The 19,415-nt window shown below is 65.0% G+C and carries 9 protein-coding genes and 1 pseudogene; 3 read left to right on the top strand and 7 right to left on the bottom strand.

The features are described from left to right. Nucleotides 1-7: 7 nt before the first annotated feature. The 4 genes from AC54AF_RS02900 to AC54AF_RS02885 form a co-directional block, all read right to left on the bottom strand. Nucleotides 8-1,819, bottom strand: coding sequence for a DUF885 domain-containing protein (locus AC54AF_RS02900; protein ID WP_496635243.1), 1,812 nt, complete (start codon nt 1,817-1,819; stop codon nt 8-10). Nucleotides 1,820-2,081: 262 nt separating this feature from the next. Further along, entirely contained in the window at nt 2,082-3,179 is a 1,098-nt protein-coding gene (locus AC54AF_RS02895; protein ID WP_496635241.1) for a M48 family metallopeptidase, read from the bottom strand. Then, on the bottom strand, nt 3,176-4,342 hold the full coding sequence (locus AC54AF_RS02890; RefSeq protein WP_496635239.1) for an HPP family protein: 1,167 nt from the start codon (nt 4,340-4,342) through the stop codon (nt 3,176-3,178). Before AC54AF_RS02890 ends, AC54AF_RS02895 begins: the two co-directional genes overlap by 4 nt. 80 nt (nt 4,343-4,422) lie before the next feature. Then, nucleotides 4,423-4,713, bottom strand: a complete 291-nt coding sequence (locus tag AC54AF_RS02885) for a DUF3349 domain-containing protein (RefSeq protein WP_496635438.1) — start codon at nt 4,711-4,713, stop codon at nt 4,423-4,425. A 165-nt stretch (nt 4,714-4,878) separates the two neighbouring features. Here AC54AF_RS02885 and AC54AF_RS02880 point away from each other — a divergent pair, with 165 nt between their 5' ends. Further along, complete coding sequence (locus tag AC54AF_RS02880; RefSeq protein ID WP_496635237.1) at nt 4,879-5,391, top strand: thioredoxin family protein; 513 nt, start codon at nt 4,879-4,881, stop codon at nt 5,389-5,391. Here AC54AF_RS02880 and AC54AF_RS02875 read toward each other — a convergent pair. Beyond that, nucleotides 5,354-7,262 (bottom strand): annotated as a pseudogene (locus AC54AF_RS02875) (methyl-accepting chemotaxis protein). The gene AC54AF_RS02880 and the pseudogene AC54AF_RS02875 overlap by 38 nt on opposite strands. Before the next feature lie 196 nt (nt 7,263-7,458). Next, nucleotides 7,459-7,956: an Lrp/AsnC family transcriptional regulator gene (locus AC54AF_RS02870; RefSeq protein ID WP_046682091.1), complete on the bottom strand. Its 498-nt coding sequence runs from the start codon at nt 7,954-7,956 to the stop codon at nt 7,459-7,461. A gap of 153 nt (nt 7,957-8,109) precedes the next feature. Here AC54AF_RS02870 and AC54AF_RS02865 point away from each other — a divergent pair, with 153 nt between their 5' ends. Beyond that, on the top strand, nt 8,110-10,149 hold the full coding sequence (locus AC54AF_RS02865) for an aminotransferase class V-fold PLP-dependent enzyme (protein ID WP_496635235.1): 2,040 nt from the start codon (nt 8,110-8,112) through the stop codon (nt 10,147-10,149). A gap of 406 nt (nt 10,150-10,555) precedes the next feature. Continuing rightward, nucleotides 10,556-19,183 carry a glycoside hydrolase family 94 protein gene (locus AC54AF_RS02860; RefSeq protein ID WP_496635437.1) on the top strand — a complete coding sequence of 2,876 codons (8,628 nt, stop codon included), beginning with the start codon at nt 10,556-10,558 and terminating at the stop codon, nt 19,181-19,183. Here the strand turns inward: AC54AF_RS02860 and AC54AF_RS02855 are convergent. Then, nucleotides 19,169-19,396, bottom strand: a complete 228-nt coding sequence (locus AC54AF_RS02855) for a hypothetical protein (RefSeq protein WP_496635233.1) — start codon at nt 19,394-19,396, stop codon at nt 19,169-19,171. The genes AC54AF_RS02860 and AC54AF_RS02855 overlap by 15 nt on opposite strands. Nucleotides 19,397-19,415: the final 19 nt, after the last annotated feature.

The raw sequence follows: 19,415 nt of genomic DNA, 5'->3' as shown, positions 1-19,415 counted from the left end.
CTGCGTTTTACTTCTGCTGCGCGATCCACCGGTCGACCTTGGCTTCCAGCAGTTTCAAAGGCAGGGTGCCGTCGCCGAGCACCACTTCATGAAACTTCGGCAGGCTGAACTTGTCTCCCAATGCCTGCTGCGCGCGCTGGCGCAGCTCGACGATCTTCAGCGAGCCGATCTTGTAGCCCAGCGCCTGGCCCGGCCAGGCCATGTAGCGTTCCGTCTCGCTTTTCGCCACGGCGTCATAGCCGAGGGTGTCGCGCATGTACTTGATCGTCTGCTCGCGCGTCCAGCCCTTGGTGTGCAAGCCCGTGTCGACCACCAGGCGCACGGCGCGCAGCATCTCGTCGTTCAAATGGCCGAAATACTGGGCCGGGTCGTCGAACAGGCCCATTTCCTTGCCCAGGGTTTCCGCATACAGGGCCCAGCCTTCCGAGAAGGCATTGTTGCCGCCGAAACGGCGGAAGTTCGGCAAGTCCATCTCTTGCACCAGCGCCAGGTGGAAATGGTGGCCAGGCTTGCCTTCATGCAGGAACAAGGTGGTCATGCCCGTGTCGCCATACAGTTTCGGATCCGTGACGACGGACCAGAACACGCCGGGGCGCGAACCGTCGGCGGCAGGCGCCGTGTAGTGGTCGGCGGCCGTGTCGCGGCTCAGTTCAGGTTCCAGGCGCAAGTCCAGCGGCGCCTTCGGCACCAGAGTGAACAGGGCAGGTAATTTGCTGTCGAGCAGCACATTCAGCTTGCGGTAGACGTCGAGCACTTCCTGCTCCGTCTTGAACGGGCGGTATTTCGCCTGCTGCGAGACCCACACGGGCAAGCCGGCGGCCGGGCCGTTGTAGCCCATCTTCGGGCCGACGATCGCATATTGTTCCTGGATGCGTGCCACTTCCTTCAGGCCAATGGCGTGGATCTGCTCCGGTTTCAGATCCGTGGTGGTGCTGCTGGCCACGCGCGCCTGGTACCAGGCCGCGCCATCGGGCAGGGCGCTCCAGCCGCTGCTCGTGCGTCCGGCCGGCAGGTAATCGCGTTCCATGAAGGTGGACAGGCGCTGCAGCGCGGGCATCAGCTTGGCCCCGATGATGACGGTGTAGGTTTGCGTCAGGCGCGCCTTGTCCGCATCGGAAAAGCTGGCCGGCAAGTTCTTGATGGGGGTGTAGTAAACGCTGTCTTGCGGCGTGGCGCTGACGAGCTTTTTGAATTGCGGCAAGGCCGATTCCGTCAGCGCCTTGGGCAGCACGATACCCTTTTGCATGCCCACTTTCATGTTGGCGATGGCCTGGTCTATCCAGCCCGGCAACTGGCCGATACGGCTCAGGTAAGCGTCATACTCCTTGACCGTGGTCAACGGCTGCGATGCCTCGCCGCCCGCATAATTGGCCAGGGTGACGGGCATGCTGTCCATCTGGTTCAAGGGCAGCAGGTATTCGGGGAAGCGCTCGAAGCTCAGTGCCGTGGCCAGTTCATAGTCGAGGATATCGTAGTTGATCTGGTCCTGGTGCGACAGCTGCGCGCGGCCAATGCTGCGCAGCGTCTTCTGGTACTGGCGGTACAGGGCGAACTGTTTTGCGCGCGCGGCGGGCACGATGGCTGAACCGAGCTGGTCGTCAAAACGGTTGTCGCCGCTCTCGGTGGCGTTGATCGGCTCGAAACGGGCCAGCGCATCGTAGTACTGATCGGCCACGACCTGCAATCGCTGTTTGGCTTGCGGCGCGCTGACGGCCACGGTGTTTGCAGCGGGCCGGGCCGCTTGCGCCATGGGCGCATGGGCGAGCAACAGGGAGATGGCCAGGGTGCCGAGGGTGCCGGCGGCAATACGATGCTTCATGCGCGATGTCCTTTGTAAGGAAGGAGAATGAACGGAGGCTTACAACGCCTAATAAAACCGTAGCGAGCGGAAGGAAGTTGTGGTCGAGAAGCGCAACTGTACGAAGGTACAGTGAGCATCGCAGACCGCAAATTACGACGCGCAGTAGGTTTTGATAGGCGTTCTTGGCGGGGTCGGGGTGGCCGGTCGCGAAGGAACAGCCGGGGCGTAAGCATACGCCATTGCCCAGTGCGTTTGGACAAATTGTGCGGGAGGAATGTTGCTATTTTGCCGTAGGCGGCAGGGCCGCTTTCATGGCCGGCCAGTGCGAACTGGCCAATGGGACGCAGGCGGGGCAGGGCGTGGCGGCGATCAGGCTGCGGATGTGCTGCGCGCGCGCCGCCGTCTGCGGGTGCGAGGAAATCCATCCCGGCACGCTGGCCTTGTCCTTGTCATCGAGCTTCTGGAAAAAGCGCAGCATGCCGTCGGGACGGATCTGTGCGCGCTGCAAGGCAAGCAAGCCCAGGCGGTCTGCCTCTTCTTCCATGTCGCGGCTGAAATACAGGGTGCCGGCCTGGTGCGCCAGCATGGCGGCCACGGCGCTGATGTCGCCGATGGTCACGCCCACCAGGGCGCCCCAGCCCAGGCTGCTGATCATTTGCCGCAGCGAATGGCGCTGCTCCACGTGCTGCACTTCATGCGCGAGCACGCCGGCCAGTTCGCCCGGATCGCCCGCCTGGCGCAGCAAGCCCGTATGCACGACGATGATGCCGCCCGGCATGGCAAATGCATTGACCGTGTCGTCCTGCTTGACCAGCCAGCGGTACTCGTAGCGCGAACCGGCCGTCAGCTTGCGGCCGATCTCCTGCACCGTTTGCTGCGCCACGCCGTGCTCGCTGATGCCGCCCTGCGCGCGCACTTGCGACAGGGCCAGTTCGCCCAGCTGTTTTTCTGTCGACAGGGGGATCCATCGCGCCAGCGCGCCGACGGCATGGCCGCCTTGCCACCACAGCAGGGCGGCCGCGACGACGGCAGCTCCCGTCAAACCGGCCAGCCAGCCCGATACTTGCCGCCGGTTGCGCTGGCGCTCGCTCCACTGGCGCTGCAGTTGCGGCTGCAGCGCGGCCGGCGCTTCCTTCAAGACGATGGCGATGTCCTCCGCTCCGAGCGGTTTCAGCGACGCTTGCCGTCCTTGTTCGTCGAGCCAGTTCAGGAACAGTTCGGGGCCGTCGACGCCGCCCACGCTGACGACCAGCCGCGCCACGTCGATGCTGGAGCCGGGGGCGTCGATGGCCAGCTGCGCACCGAAAAAATGCGCGCTGACGACCGTGCCGGCCGGGCCGCCATCGGAGCCGCTCAGCAGTGCCTGGAATGGCCTCATGCGGCCACCTCGGCAAAGCGGCTTTCGTACAGGGCCGCCATCAGGTCGGACTGGCTGATGATGCCGGCCAGGCGTTCTGCATCGTCGAGGATGGGAATATGGTGATAGCCGGCGTCGGCCATCAGGGGGACCAGATCGATGATGGGCGTGCCCAGGCGGGCCGTGTGCGGCGACGGCGTCATCAGCTGGCCCACCACTTCCGGCTTGTCGCTGTGGGACAGGCCGCTGCGCTGCAGCAGGCCGCGCAGGCGCTGGCGCATGCCCTGATAATCGTCGAGGCCGCTATGGCGCAGGAAATCCGTCTGCGTGATGATGCCGATGACGCGGCGCGCCCGGTTCAGCACGGGCAGGGCGCCCACCTGGTGCTCGCGCATGGTGCGCCAGGCAACATCGAGCGGCGTGCCGAATTCCACGCTGAGCACGTCCTTCGACATGATGTCGGCGCAGGTGACGACGCCGAAGCGGCGCTGGTAGGCGCGCATTTCCGTTTGCAGGAAGATGGCTTGCAAATCGTCGCGGCTGATGTCGAGCACTTCGCTGTGCTGGCGCAAGACGGCATCAAGGTCATCGGACGAAAAGCCCAGGCGGTTGCTGGGCACCTCATCCCTGGTATCGTGCGGATGCGGCGCCACCAGTTGCTGGATGTGCGGGTAGCGGCGCCCCGTCAGGTTGTTGTACAGCACGGCGCAGGCGACCAGCACGGCGGAATTGAACAGCACGGTGATGAAGACGAACTCAAAGCCGGCCGCATGCACGCTGGCGCCGCCGACCACGGTGGTCAGGGCGACGGCGCCGCCCGGCGGATGCAGGCAGCGCAGGGCAAACATGGCGCCGATGGCCAGGCAGGCAGCCAGCGCCGCCACGCCCACGCTGGATCCCAGCCATTTCACGCAGGCCATGCCGACCAGGCCGGAGACCACGTTGCCGCCCACCACCGACCACGGTTGCGCCAGCGGGCTGGCCGGCAGGCAGAACAGCAGCACGGCCGAAGCGCCCATGGGCGCGATCAGGTAGACGCTGGCGCTGTCCGGGGCCAGCAGGAAATGGCAGATGAGTCCGGTCAACAGCAAGCCGCAGATGGCGCCCGCGCAGGCGCGCGCTTGTTCGCGGCGGCTGCCGTTGTTCGGTTGCGGCAACCAGCGTGCCAGGAAAGAAGTCGTCATGGGGGAGGGCGCGTTCGGGCCGCGTTGCTCAGTCTGAGCCCGATATTATCCCATGCGTTCCATTTCGCTGCCGGAGGGCATTAATCCTCGGCGCAGACGGCTTGCAAGCCGTGCCGCGTCAGCAGCGTCCTGGTCGCTGCGATGGCGGACGGCGCCGGTTTGCTGCTGGCGCAGGCATAAATATCGTTCAGAACCAGCGTCGCATCCTTGCCCGTGACAGCGGCCATCAGCTCGGCCAGGTTGCGGTCGGAAAAGTGTTCATACAGCAGGGCCAGTACGGCGACATACGCCGTGTCCGGCATGCCGCCGGGATAGGCGCTGCGCAGCATGCGCGCGGCGCAGGACAGCGTTTGGGGCAGGGTATCTGGCATGCTCAAGCGGCTTCTCCGTGGTGGCGCTTATGCGTGCTTATACGTTTTCCGCATAAGCACAGTGCAATTTAATGGTGGATATTTCCTACAGGTACGCATATTCTAAACAATCACGCCCGCTGGCTGCTGTTCAGCTGGCCCCACGATTTCTCTCAGGAGCCCCGCATGCGCGTTTCCCGTTTCGTTTCCCTTTTCTTTGCCAGCCTGCTGCTTGCCGGCACCGCCGTTGCCGCCGCCCCGACGCCAAGCAACCCTGTCGCCACGCCGCATTTTCCGTACAACGCGGCGGCCGATGCCAAGGCCGACGTGGCCCGCGCGCTGGCCGAGGCCAAGGCGGCCCACGTGCCTGTCTTGCTGATCTTTGGCGCCAACTGGTGCGAGGATTGCCGCGCGCTCGACAAGGCCTTGAAGGAAGGCAAGAACGCCGAATTGATGCAGCAGCAGTTCAAGGTCGTCAAGGTCGACGTGGGTAACTTCGACCATAACCTGGACGTGGCGCAAGCCTATGGCAATCCGCTCAAGAAGGGCATCCCGGCTGCCGTGCTCGTATCGAGCGACAGCAAGCAGGTGCTGTACGCCACCAAGGGCGGCGAACTGGCGAATGCGCGCCGCATGAGCGAGAGCGGCATTTATGATTTCTTCAAGCAAGCAGCGAGCGTGAAAGCGCCGGCGCTGTAAGCTCTTCCAGCTTGAAGACGCTGACCACCTGCGCCAGCCTGCCAGCCTGATCTTGCAAGGATTGGGCTGCCGCCGCCGCTTCCTCCACCAGGGCCGCATTTTGCTGGGTGGCGTCATCCATCTGCGTGATCGTGGCATTGACTTGCGCGATGCCCTGGCTTTGTTCCTGGCTGGCCGAAGCGATTTCTCCCATCAGGTCGGCGACCCGTTGCACGGAGACGACGATGTCCTGCATGGTGGCGCCGGCCGAGTCGACCAGCTTGCTGCCCGCCTCCACCTGGCGGCCCGAGTCGACGATCAAGTCCTTGATTTCTTTCGCCGCCTGGCTTGATCGCTGCGCCAGGGTGCGCACCTCGCTCGCCACCACGGCAAAGCCGCGGCCCTGTTCGCCCGCGCGCGCCGCCTCGACGGCCGCGTTCAGCGCGAGGATATTGGTTTGAAAGGCAATGCCATCGATCACGCCGATAATATCCGCGATCTTGCGCGAACTTTCTGTAATCGCGCCCATCGTCTGCACCACTTGTCCGACCACCTCGCCGCCCTTGACGGCGTGGCTCGACGCCGACACCACCAACTGGTTCGCCTGGCGCGCGTTGTCCGCGTTCTGTTTCACGGTCGACGTCAGCTCTTCCATGGCCGCCGCCGTTTCTTCCAGACTTGATGCCTGGGTTTCTGTGCGCGCCGACAGGTCCAGGTTGCCCGACGCGATCTGGCTCGATTCGCTGGCAATTGACCCGGTACTGTCGCTAACTTCGCGTATCGTCACGTTCAGCGACGCGACGAAGCGGTTGAAGGCGGCGGCCAGCGCGCCGACCTCGTCTTCCGATTCGACGGGCATGCGGCGGCTCAGGTCGCCATTCCCGCTGGCGATCTCGCCGAGCATGTCGGCCGCCCGCGCGACGGGGGCGGCGATGGCGCGGCTGATGACATAAATGATGCACAGGGCAATGCCGCCGCCGACCAGGCCGGCGATCAGGGCGGCAAGCAGGGCCGACCGCGTGACATTGCCCAGCACTTCCGCTTCCGGCACTTCGGCCATCACGTACAAATTCAATTCCGGCACGAAGGAGGCCGCCACGAGCTGCTTGCCGGCGGGCGCCGCGTAACTGGCATGCGCGTATTTGCTGCCTGTCAGCAGGGTCTTGCTCAGTGCTGTGCTAAAGCCGGGCAAGTCCTTCAATTGATGCTTGCCGTCAGCCAGGGCCGGATCGCGGTGGATCAGCAGGTTGCCGTCGGCGCGCACCAGGTAGATCGTGGCCGGTCTGGCCGACCTTGTAGCTGCGGATGGTCTCGGCCATGGCATCGACGCTCAAGCCCATGCCCGCAATGACGGCCTTGTCCCCCGCCGTCTGGCCACGCGCATTCAGGAACAGCATGAAACTGCCCGAGGCCGGATCGCGGTCCAGATTGACCGTGTGCTGTTTGTTTTCGTCGAGCATGCTGAAAAACCAGTGATCGGCGGGCTGTTGCTTGTCCAGCGTGCGGATCAGGCCCGCATCGGTCATGTACCTGGACGCAGCTTGTGAACTCCAGCTGACGACGGCCGCCTTGTTTTTTTCCTTGAGCATTCTGGCATAGCGCTGGAAGGTGGCCATGCCGCTTTCGGCCAGCGCCGCGTCTTCCCAGTCTTGCAGGAAGACATCATTGGCCATCGTCTGCACCACCGCCAGCGGCTGGCTGATCTGGCGCAGCACGTCGTTGCGGATTTCGCCCACCTGTGCTGGCAGTTCCTGGCCGACGACGCGCTCGCGCACATAATCGCTGCTCATGCGTACGCTGAGGAACGAGGAGATGCCCATGAACAGCAGCAGGCATAAACCCATGCTGAACATCAATTTTTTCTGGATGGAAAGGTGGCGAAGCAGATGCATGGACGACCCTGGGAATGGGCCTGCGCGACTGGCAGAGCTTGCCAAACAGGCACAGGCAGTGCGCAGTATAGCGACGGATAGGGGGAATATAGGGCAGGAATGCCGTATTTAATGCCGAAGTGTTGCCGTATGGCAACGATGACGGGGTGTTAACATGCGCAGTTTTCATGCGCCCCCGTGCAGTGCGGAAAAACGTTCAGGCAGGCAAGCCGTGGGCGATCAATTCCAGCGGCAATTCCGTGCTGCACTTGATCTGTTCCATGGAAAAGGCGGACGACACGCCCGTCAGTTGCACTGCCTTGATGAGTTTTTTGTAGAAGGTGTCGTAGCCTTTGATGTCGGTGGTGACGACTTTCAGCAGGTAGTCGATGTCGCCGCTCATGCGGTGAAATTCCTGCACTTCGGGCAAGACGATGACGGCAGCGGCGAAGCGGCGCAGCCATTTTTCATCGTGCTGTCCCGTGCGCACGCTGACGAAGACGGTCACGGGCAAGCCCACTTTTTGCCGGTTGACGATGGCCACGCGGCTCTCGATATAGCCCTCTTCCTCCAGGCGCTTGACCCGCTTCCAGCACGGCGTGCTGGACAGGCCGATCTTCTCGCTGAGGGCGGCGATCGACAAGGTGCCGTCCTGCTGCAGGGCGGCCAGGATGGCGCAGTCGAATTTGTCGAGCGAAGCATTTGGTGAATTCATTTTGTTTTTCCGGTTTTTATGGTATGAACATGCTGCATAGTAGCGTAGTTGCAGTGTCTTTTGGCATATCTTAACGGAGGCAGGTCGGTAGACTATCCAGACGTTCCAGCCGTCCGCGCTGCCCCCTTTTTATAGAATACTCAGACTGCCATCATGAAAGAAATCTACCTCGACAGCAATGCCACCACCTGCGTGCTGCCCGCCGCCGTTGCCGCCGCCCGGCAAGCGATGGAGCAGGGCTATGGCAATCCCAGCAGTACCCACGCCACGGGATTGCAGGCCAAGGCCATGATGGATGGCGTGCGCCAGCGCGCCAGCCGTCTGCTGGGCGTGGGCGATGGGCGATTGATGTTCAATAGCGGCGCCACCGAAGGCATCCAGACGGCCGTGCTGTCGGCCCTGTGCGCGCTGCGCGAACGTCGCGCTGCGGGCAAGCGCATCGGCAGCCTGCTGTTGTATGGCGCGACCGAGCACAAGGCCGTGCCGGAAAGCCTGGCGCACTGGAACCGTCTATTGGGCCTGAACCTGGAAGTGCGCAAGCTGCCAGTCGATGCGCAAGGGCGCCACGATCTGCAGGCGCTCGATGCGCTGATCGGCGACGCGGCCATGCTGTGCACGATGGCGGCGAACAATGAAACGGGCGTCGTCAGCGACTTGTCCGCCATCGCGCAACTGCTGCAGGAACGCGGCGCGGATGCCTACTGGATGGTCGATTGCGTACAGGCGCTGGGCAAGCTGAAGCTGAACCTGGCCGCCACGCGCATCGACTACGCGCCGTTTTCCGGCCACAAGCTGTATGCGCCCAAGGGCATCGGCATGCTGTATGTGCGCGCCGGCGCGCCGTTTACGCCCCTGATGATGGGCGGTGGCCAGGAAGCGGGCCTGCGCTCGGGCACGGAGAACATGGCCGGTATCGCCGCGCTGGGCGCCGTGTTGGCCGCGCTCGACGATGGCAAGACCTTCCGCAGCCACGCCGACCTGGCCGCGTTCCGCGAGCAGCTGGTGGCCAGCCTGGAACGCGCTTTCCCCGGCATTGTTTTCAACATGCCGTTTGACTTGTCGCTGCCGACGACGCTCAATTTTTCCGTGCCGGGCCTGTCCTCAAAAGAGCTGCTGGACCTGTTCGACGCGGCGCGCGTGCGCGTCAGCTCGGGCAGCGCCTGCTCCGCCGCCAAGGCCCTGCCCAGCTATGTCCTGGAAGCGATGCACGTGCCGCAATGGCGCGCCAGTTCGGCCATCCGCCTGTCGTTCGGTCCCCTGATCGACGCGGCGACGATAATTACCGCCTGTGCGCGCATCGAGCGCTGCGGCGCAGCGCTGCGCAGCAGCTGCCTGCTGCCGTCGGCGCTGGCGCCATCGCCGCAGGACGGCGCGCAGGACGGCATAATCCAGCTGAGCGTTGATGGCCAGTGCACCTGGCTGTTCAGTGACGCTGCCAGCGCCAGTTGTGTCGTCATCGATCCCGTTGCCGCGCTGGTGCCGCGCCTGGCCGCTTTCATCCGTTGCCAGCACCTGGCGCTGGGCGCCATCGTGCACACGGCGCCGCCAACCGACCATGGCGTGGCGCGCCTGGCCTTGCTGCAGGAACTCGCCATCGAACAGGTGGGCCGCATCGATATCGACGGTGAGCTGGCACTGGGCCAGCAGCGCCTGCGCCGCGTCGAATGTGGTGAAACCCATGTGTACCTGCTGGAGCAGCGCTTCGCCTTCATCGGCAAGCTGGCGCCCGGGGCGCTGACGCCCTTGCTCGATGCGGCGCTGATGACGCAAGACACCGTGCTGTGCGCGTCAGGCGATGACGGCAGCATCTGCGCTAGCGTGCGCACCGTGCGGGACGGTAGCGTGCCGGCCGCCGAACTGCAGCTCGATGCGGCTGCCTTGCCCGCCTTCCTGCGCCAGCATCCCGACGCCATCCTCGTCGACGTGCGCGAAGCGTATGAACACGCGGCCTGCGCCGGCACGGTATTCGAGGGATGCGAGGTGCGCAGCGTACCGCTGAGCCGCCTGGCGGGACAGGTGGCCGCATGGTTGCAGCAGCCGCAGCGCCCGCTGGTCTTTTTCTGCCGCAGCGGCAACCGCAGCGCGCGTGCCGCTGCCTGCCTGCGCCGCCTCGGTCACGGCGCGGCATGGCAACTCAACGGCGGCATGGCGATGGCCGATGCGACGCGCCACCCGCTGGCGATTGCGGCCTGAACAGATTGAAATTTCCTCCTTGAAATATTGCACCGTGCCATCATCGGCACGGTGCCTGTCGTGCCTTTTCTCCCATTCATTTCCTTCCGGCACGTTTCTGCCATTCCATGCGCCGATTTCTTTGCCTGGACGCCCCTAAAGCGCCGGGTATGTACGCTAGCGCACGGTGTTGCATGCATGGCCCACCTACGATGAAGTTCAGAAAATCTCCCTGCACCCTGAGATTCATCGCAACGCTCCGGCGCTTCGCTTTCCGTCTTCGCCAGTGTCCGATCGTGTTCTTCCAGACTGGGCCTGCGTGACGGTGGCCGCTGGCTGCCTGCGCGCACCTAGCGAGGCCAAGTTGAAAGAGTACACAGCAGTTGTCACGCAGCAGATCAAACAACAGATTTCCAAATTCAAGGAAATCTTCCGCGAGCATTCCCTTGCACCGGACACCTTCGACGCCGCGCGCGACGATGCCTTGCCTCTGCGTTCCGAATTATTCAGCGCCATGCAGATGGCCGCCCACGGCAAGCACGTGGCCGCAGGCCATGCGGTAGGACGGCATCACGGCCGCGACCGCCTGCTGGCGCGCCTGGCCGACAATGCGGCCCTGATCACGGCCACCGTCAACGAGCTGACGGCCACTGTGAAGAGCGGGCGGCAGGTCACGCCCGCCTCGGAATGGCTGCTCGATAATTTTTACCTGATCGAAGAGCAGATCCGCACCACGCGGCGCCATTTGCCGAAGAACTACAGCAAGGAGCTGCCACGGTTGACGTCGGGTCCCGACGCCGGTTGTCCGCGCGTGTACAAGATCGCGCTGGAAATCATCTCGCATGGCGATGGCCGGGTCGACCTGGAAAACCTGTGCCATTTCATCGAGGCTTACCAGGACGTGGCCACCTTGACCTTGGGTGAACTGTGGGCCGTGCCCATCATGCTGCGCCTGGCCCTGATCGAAAACCTGCGCCGTGTCGCCGCGCGCGTGGCCGACGACCGCATGCAGCGCGACCTGGCCAATACCTGGGCCGACCAGATGACGGACATCGCCGAGCGCAATCCCAGCGGCTTGATCCTGCTGGTAGCCGACATGGCCCGCTCGAATCCGCCGATGACCAGCGCCTTCGTGGCCGAATTGTCGCGCCGCCTGCAGGGACAAAGTTCCTCGCTGACCCTGGCGCTGTCCTGGCTGACGCACAAGCTGGCCGAGTCGGGCCTCACCATCGAGCAGCAGATCCAATCCGAGATCGGGCAGCAGGCGGCCGACCAGGTATCGATCGCCAACAGTATCGGCAGCCTGCGTTTTCTCGGCACCATGGATTGGCAGGAATTCGTCGAAACCATGAGCGTGGTCGAGCAAACCTTGCGCCTGGACCCGGCCGGTACCTATGGCTTGATGGATTTCGCCACGCGCGACAGCTACCGTCACGCCATCGAACGCATCGCCAAGCGCAGCGCGCGCAGTGAAGTGGACGTGGCCGAGATGGTGGTGCAACTGGCGCACACGCATGGCAACGGCAACGATGCGCGCCGCGGCCACATCGGCTTTTACCTGGTGGGACGCGGCGTGCTGGTGCTGGAAAAGCAGGCCGGCGCGAAGCTGCCCTTCAGCGAGGCGCTGCAGCAGACGGCGCGCGCCGCGCCGCTGGCCGTCTACCTGGGCGCCATCTGCTTCCTGACCCTGGCGACGAGCGCGCTGCTGCTCGAACGCGCCGTGCGCCATGGCGTGCAGGGCTGGCCCCTGGCGGCGCTGGGCGCCTTGGCGCTGCTGGGCAGCAGCCAGCTGGCCGTGGCCGTGGTGAACTGGCTGGCGACCCTGATGACGGCGCCGCATCCGCTGCCGCGCATGGATTACCAGGCCGGCATTCCGTCGGACGCGTGCGGCATCGTCGTGGTGCCTACCCTGATCTACAGCCAGCAGAACGTGGCGGCCCTGTGCGAGGCGCTGGAAGTACGCTACCTGTCCAACCGCGATCCGAACCTGCGTTTCTGCCTGCTGACGGACTTTGTCGACGCCGATGCGCAAACGATGCCCGGCGACGAAGCCTTGCTGCGCCAGGCGCAGGAGGCCATCCATGGCTTGAACGAGAAATACCGCGTCGAGGGCGCGGAGGTCAATGACAACGGCGGCCGGGCCGATCCCGAAGAACTGGGCCAGGTAGCGCCGTTCCTGCTGCTGCACCGCCCACGGCTGTGGAATTCGCAGCAGAATGCGTGGATGGGACAGGAGCGCAAGCGCGGCAAATTGTCCGACTTGCACGCCTTCCTGCGCGGCGGCGCGCGCGACAAATTCTCGCTGGTGGAAGGCGAGTTGCGCGGCCTGCGCACGATCAGATACGTGATCACGCTCGACACGGATACGCAACTGCCGCGCGACGCGGCGCGCGAATTCATCGCCACCATGATGCACCCGCTGAACCGCCCCGTGCTCGACGCGGCCGGCACGCGCGTGGTGGCCGGCTACGGCATCCTGCAGCCGCGCGTAGCCGTGGCGCTGCCCAGCGCGAACGCCTCGCGCTACGAGCTGCTGTGCGGCGGCGAGCCGGGCATCGACCCCTACACGCGCACCGTCTCGGACCTGTACCAGGACGTGTTTTATGAAGGCTCCTTCATCGGCAAGGGCATCTATGATCTCGACATGTTCGAGCGCGTGCTGGGGCAGCGCCTGCCCGACAATAAAATCCTCAGCCATGATCTGCTCGAAGGCTGCTACCTGCGCGCCGGCCTGCTGAGTGACTCGCAGCTGTACGAGGAGTACCCGGCCCGCTACGACGCCGACGTGAGCCGGCGCCAGCGCTGGATCCGCGGCGACTGGCAGCTGGTGGGCTGGCTGCTGGGCAGGGTGCCGGGCCGCGCCGGCAAGCGCGAACGCAATCCCCTGTCGATGCTGTCGCGCTGGAAGCTGTTCGACAACCTGCGCCGCAGCATCGTGGCGCCGGCCACCACCCTGTCGCTGCTGCTGGCGTGGGGATTCTTGCCACACGTGGCCTTCTGGAGCGCGGCCGTGCTGGCCATCATCTTCCTGCCGCCCGTCTTCTCGGCCCTGTACGATTTGCTGCGTAAACCACGCGACACCCTGTGGCGCCAGCACCTGGCCGCTTTCGAGCGGCGCTGCGGCGTGCAGTTTTCGCACGCCATGCTGACCCTCGTCTTCCTGCCGTACGAAGCGTGGATCAGCCTGGACGCCATCGCGCGCACGCTGTGGCGCCTGGGCGTGTCGCACAAGCACTTGCTCGACTGGCGCGCCTCGAACCTGCATGTATCGTCAGGTTCGCAGGCCGACAGCTGGCGCGCCATGTGGTGCTCGCCCGCGCTGGCGCTGGCCACCTTCGGCGCCCTGCTGACCTGGCGCCCTGAAGCGTTGCCAGCGGCGGCCGTGGTGCTGCTGCTGTGGCTGGCCGCGCCCGCCATCGCCTGGTGGATCAGCCGCCCCATCGAGCGCGCCGTGGCGCGCCTGTCGGCCGAACAGGGACGTTTCCTGCATGGCGTGGCGCGCAAGACCTGGGCGTATTTCGACACCTTCGTCGGGCCCGATGACCACTGGCTGCCGCCCGATAACATGCAGGAGCATCCGAACCTGGTCGTGGCGCACCGCACCTCGCCGACGAACATCGGCCTGGCCTTGCTGGCCAACCTGACGGCCTACGATTTCGGCTATCTCACGCTGGGCCAGTTGATCGAGCGCAGCCGCGCCACCCTGCACAGCATGGGTGAGCTGGAGCGTTTCCAGGGCCACTTCTACAACTGGTACGACACGCAGACCCTGACGGCGCTGCAACCGATGTACATCTCGACGGTCGACAGTGGCAACCTGGCCGGCCATCTGCTGACCTTGCAGCCTGGGCTGGTGGAACTGTACGACGCGCCCATCATCGGCGCGCAGGTGGTGCAGGGCATCCGCACGACGGCGCAGGTGCTGCAGGAATTCATCGCCGCCGAAGGCGAAGGCAAGGCCATGCGCGAGAGCATGAGCCTGCTGCAGGCGCAGGCCGCGCCCGCCAGCCTGGCCGAATGGCATGCCTACCTGGGCGCCGCGAATGGCGCCGCCGACGCGCTGCTGTCGCTGACCTTGCAAAGCGAGGATGGCGAGCTGTCCATGTGGAGCGGCGCGCTGGCGCGCCAGTGCCGCGCGGCGCTGGCCGAATTGCTGCAACTGGCGCCGTGGGCGGCGCAGGCGGGTATCGATGCGGCGCTGATGCGCGTGCCGACCCTGCGCGAACTGGCGAGCCTGGAGGCGCCGGAAGGCCTGCCTTCCGAGCTGGCAGCCTTGCTGGCGCAGGGCCGCGAACAGGCGGGCCGCCACATGCGCGACATCGCCCATGCGGCGGGCCAGGCGCGCGACTTCGCGCAGATCGAATACGCGTTCCTGTACAACCCATCGACAAAACTGCTGGCCATCGGCTACAACGTCAGCGAGCGGCGCCTCGACCCCAGCTACTACGATTTGCTCGCTTCCGAAGTGCGCCTGGCCAGCTTCATCGCCATCGCCCAGGGCCAGCTGCCGCAGGAACACTGGTTTGCCCTCGGCCGCCAGCTGTGCATGGTGGCCGGCCAGCCCGTGCTGCTGTCGTGGAGCGGCTCGATGTTCGAGTACCTGATGCCGCTGCTGGTGATGCCGAACTACCCGAATACCCTGCTTGACCAGACCTACCACTCCGTCATCGAGGCGCAGATCGACTATGGCCGCCAGCGCGACGTGCCATGGGGGATTTCCGAGTCCGGCTACAACACGGTCGACGCCAGCCTGAATTACCAATACCGCGCCTTTGGCGTGCCGGGACTGGGCCTGAAGCGGGGCCTGGCCGACGACCTGGTGGTGGCGCCGTATGCCAGCATGATGGGCCTGATGGTGCAGCCGGAAGCGTCGTGCCAGAACCTGCAGCGCATGCAGGCAGCCGGCTACATGGGCCGCTACGGCTTTTTTGAAGCCATCGATTTCACCACCGCGCGCCTGCCGCGCGGGCAGGGCAGCGCCATCATCCGTTCCTTCATGGTGCATCACCAAGGCATGGGTTTCCTGGCCCTCAGCTATCTGCTGCACGATCGCCCGATGCAGCGCCGCTTCGAGTCCGATCCGCTGCTGCAATCGGCCTTGCTGGTGCTGCAGGAACGCACGCCGCAGGCCGGCGCGTTTTACTCGAACACGGCCGAGCTGGCCGTGCTGCGCAGCGGCGCGTCCGAGCAGGCCATGCCGATGCGCATCCTCACGCAAGCCAACAGCGCCGTGCCGGAAACGCAGCTGCTGTCGAATGGCCGCTACCACGTCATGGTGAGCAATGCGGGCGGCAGCTACAGCCGCTGGAAAGACCTGTCCGTGACGCGCTGGCGCGAGGACTGCACGCGCGATAACTGGGGCAATTTCTGCTATCTGCGCGACCTCGACGACGGCGCCGTCTGGTCCACCATGTACCAGCCGACGTTGGTGGAACCGAAGAAATACGAAGTGATTTTTTCCGAGGGGCGGGCGGAATTTCGCCGGGCCGACCATGGCCTGGACCTGTACACGGAAATTGTCGTCTCGCCCGAGGACGATATTGAAATCCGCCGCACGCGCATCAGCAATAATTCGAACCGCCAGCGGCGCATCGAGATCACCAGTTTTGCCGAAGTGGTGATGGCGCCGGCAGCGGCCGATGCGGCCCATCCCGCGTTCAGCAAGCTGTTCGTGCAGACGGAAATCCTTGCGCATGAAAATGCGATTTTATGCACGCGGCGTCCCCGCTCGAAAGATGAGCAGATGCCGTGGCTGCTGCATGTGATGACCGTGCATGATATCGACCGCTACGAAGTATCGTTCGAGACGGACCGCGCGCGCTTCGTCGGCCGCGGCAACACGGCGCAGCTGCCGCAGGCGCTGCAGGACAGCGGGCCACTCAGTGGCGGCCACGGCTCCGTGCTCGACCCCATCGTGGCCATCCGCTACGTCATCACCCTCGAACCCGACCAGGCCGTCACCGTCGACAGCGTGACCGGCATGGTGGAGCAGCGCGAGGCGGCGCTGCACCTGATCGACAAATACCAGGACCGCCATCTGGCCGACCGCGTGTTCGAACTGGCCTGGACGCACAGCCAGGTGGTGCTGCGCCAGTTGAATGCCAGCGAAGCGGACGCGCAGCTGTATGCGCGCCTGGCCAATGCCGTGATCTACCCGAATGCGACCCTGCGCGCCGAGGCCAGCATCCTGATCAAGAACCAGCGCGGCCAGTCCGGGCTGTGGGCGTATGCCATTTCCGGCGACTTGCCCATCGTGCTGCTGCAGATACGCGACGCGGCCAATATCGAACTGGCGCGCCAGATGGTGCAGGCGCATGCCTATTGGCGCCTGAAGGGGCTGATCGTGGATCTGGTGATCTGGTACGAAGAACAATCGGGCTACCGCCAGCTGCTGCACGACCAGATCATGGGTTTGATCGCCTCGGGCATCGATGCGCAGGCGATCGACCGCCCGGGTGGCATCTTCGTGCGCCTGGCCGAGCAGATCGCCAACGAAGACCGCATCTTGCTGCAGTCGGTGGCGCGCGCCATCATCAGCGACTTGCGCGGCACCCTGGCCGAGCAGGTCAAGCGTCCACCGAGCCCCGTGCTGCGCATGCCGCCGCTGCTGCAGGATCCGGCCCGCGAACAGGGCGGCGTGCCGCACCGGGCGACAAAGCGCGAGTTGATCCTGGAAAATGGCCTCGGCGGCTTCACGCCCGACGGGCGCGAATATGTGATCACCACGGGAGAAGGCAAGCAGACGCCGGCGCCGTGGTCGAACGTGCTGGCCAATGCGCAATTCGGCACGGTGGTGTCCGAAGCCGGCCAGGCGTATACGTGGAGCGAGAATGCGCATGAATTCCGCCTCACGCCATGGCAGAACGACCCTGTGTCCGACCTGTCCGGCGAAGCGTTTTATGTGCGCGACGAGCAAACTGGCCAGTTCTGGTCGCCCTCGTCCCTGCCCGCGCGCGGCAGCGGCGACTACGTGACGCGCCACGGCTTCGGCTATAGCGTGTTTGAACACAGCGAGGGCGGCATCGCCACGGAACTGTGCACGTATGTGGCGCTCGATGCGGCCGTCAAGTATTCGGTGATCAAGGTGCGCAACGACAGCGGCGTGCCGCGCCGCCTGTCCGTCACCGGTTATGTGGAATGGGTGATGGCCGATTTGCGCGCCAAGTCCGGCATGCACGTGGCCACCGAGGTCGACACGATCAGCGGCGCCCTGTTTGCGCGCAATAACTACAATACGGAGTTTTCGGGCCGGGTCGGCTTCTTCAATACGGATGCCAGCATCCGTTCGATTACCTGCGACCGCAATGAATTCATCGGCCGCAATGGCAGTCTGGCGCAGCCGGCCGCCTTGCGCCGCGTGCGCCTGTCCGGCAAGGCGGGCACGGGGCTGGACCCGTGCGCGGCGATCCAGGTACCGTTCGAGCTGCAGCCCGGGCAGGAGCGCGAAATCGTCTTCCTGCTCGGCGTGGGCGGGCGCCGCAATGCCGACGCCAGCACCATGGTGCAGCGCCATGCGGGCAAGGAAGCGGCCCGCGGTGCGCTCGATGCGGTACGCGCGCACTGGGAAAGTACCCTGGGGGCCGTGCGCATCGAGACGCCCGATCCGTCGCTCGACGTGATCGCCAATGGCTGGCTGATGTACCAGACCATCGCCTGCCGCCTGTGGGCGCGCAGCGGCTATTACCAGTCGGGCGGCGCCTACGGTTTCCGCGACCAGCTGCAAGACGCGATGGCGATGATCCACACGGCGCCGCAGCTGCTGCGCGGTCACTTGCTGTTGTGCGCGGCGCACCAGTTTATCGAAGGCGACGTGCAGCACTGGTGGCATCCGCCGTCGGACCGGGGCGTGCGTACGCATTGCTCCGACGATTATCTGTGGCTGCCGCTGGCCGCCTGCCGCTATGTGATCGCCACGGGCGACGTCAATGTGCTGTCGGAGGTGGCGCCCTTCATCGAGGGGCGGGCCGTCAAGCCGGAAGAGGATTCATATTACGATTTGCCCGTGCGCTCGGGCGAGTCGGCAGACCTGTACGAGCACTGCGTGCGCGCCATCCGCCATGGCCTGCGCCTGGGCGTGCACGGCTTGCCGCTGATGGGTTCCTGCGACTGGAATGACGGCATGGACAAGGTGGGCGAGCATGGCAAGGGCGAGAGCGTGTGGCTGGCATTCTTCCTGTACGAAGTGCTGCAGCGTTTCGCCGAAGTGGCTGTGCTGCGCGGCGATGCGGCGTTTGCCCGGTTCTGCCGCGACGAAGCCGTGAAGCTGGCGGCCAACGTCGAGGAACATGCGTGGGATGGCGAATGGTACCGGCGCGCGTACTTCGACGATGGCACGCCATTGGGTTCGCACACGAACGAGGAATGCCAGATCGATTCGATTTCGCAAAGCTGGGGCGTGCTGTCGGGGGCGGCCAACCAGGAGCGCGTCGCCGGCGCCATGCGCCAGGTCGATGCGCGTCTGGTGCGCCGTGACTCTGGAGTGATCCAGCTGCTCGATCCGCCGTTCGACAAATCCGATCTCAATCCCGGCTATATCCGTGGCTATGTGCCGGGTGTGCGCGAGAACGGCGGCCAGTACACGCATGCGGCCATCTGGACGGCGATGGCGTTTGCCCGCATGGGCGATGGCGAAAAGGCGTGGGAATTGCTGCGCATGATCAATCCCGTGCGCCATGGCGTTGACGCGCAGGCGGTAGCGCGCTACAAGGTGGAACCGTATGTGGTGACGGCCGACGTGTATGCCGTGGCGCCGCACGTGGGGCGCGGCGGCTGGAGCTGGTACACGGGCTCGTCGGGCTGGCTGTACCGCCTGATCGTCGAATCCCTGCTCGGCTTGACGCGCGAAGCGAATGTGCTGCGCATGGCGCCGACCATGCCGGCCGAGTGGGACAGCTTCAAGCTGCATTACCGTTTCGGCGCCAGCAGCTATGCCATCACGGTGGAACGGGCGCAGGGGCGGCCTGCGGGCCTGTCGCTCGATGGCGTGGCGCAGGAGGGCGACAGCATCGCCCTGCGCGACGAGGGCCGCGAGTATGCGGTGTTATTGCTGGTGTAAATCTGGCGCCGGGTCTTGCCACGTAGCGTGTTCGGGCCGGCGCCGGCCCGCCAGCAGGATCAGGCCGGCGCCGGACAGCAGCAGGTCGCGCGTGCTTACTTCGGGTTCGGATTGCGATGCCGTCGGAGGATTCGCGGGTGCCGCCATGGCGGCGTGGGGCAGGCAGGCGCAGGCGGCCAGGCACAGCGCCGCCATGTTTCCATTCAAATACATACATTCCTCAAGACAGCGC

This window comes from Janthinobacterium sp. JF4 (assembly GCF_059617925.1).
Note: the sequence above shows the minus strand (reverse complement) of the source record. Positions and strands in the feature narration are given on the sequence as shown.

Excerpts from the sequence above, each read along its gene's own strand:
- AC54AF_RS02890 (WP_496635239.1), bottom strand. The coding sequence starts at position 4,342 with ATGACGACTTCTTTCCTGGCACGCTGGTTGCCGCAACCGAACAACGGC.
- AC54AF_RS02900 (WP_496635243.1), bottom strand. The coding sequence starts at position 1,819 with ATGAAGCATCGTATTGCCGCCGGCACCCTCGGCACCCTGGCCATCTCC.
- AC54AF_RS02855 (WP_496635233.1), bottom strand. The coding sequence starts at position 19,396 with ATGTATTTGAATGGAAACATGGCGGCGCTGTGCCTGGCCGCCTGCGCC.
- AC54AF_RS02885 (WP_496635438.1), bottom strand. The coding sequence starts at position 4,713 with ATGCCAGATACCCTGCCCCAAACGCTGTCCTGCGCCGCGCGCATGCTG.
- AC54AF_RS02880 (WP_496635237.1), top strand. The coding sequence starts at position 4,879 with ATGCGCGTTTCCCGTTTCGTTTCCCTTTTCTTTGCCAGCCTGCTGCTT.
- AC54AF_RS02895 (WP_496635241.1), bottom strand. The coding sequence starts at position 3,179 with ATGAGGCCATTCCAGGCACTGCTGAGCGGCTCCGATGGCGGCCCGGCC.
- AC54AF_RS02865 (WP_496635235.1), top strand. The coding sequence starts at position 8,110 with ATGAAAGAAATCTACCTCGACAGCAATGCCACCACCTGCGTGCTGCCC.
- AC54AF_RS02870 (WP_046682091.1), bottom strand. The coding sequence starts at position 7,956 with ATGAATTCACCAAATGCTTCGCTCGACAAATTCGACTGCGCCATCCTG.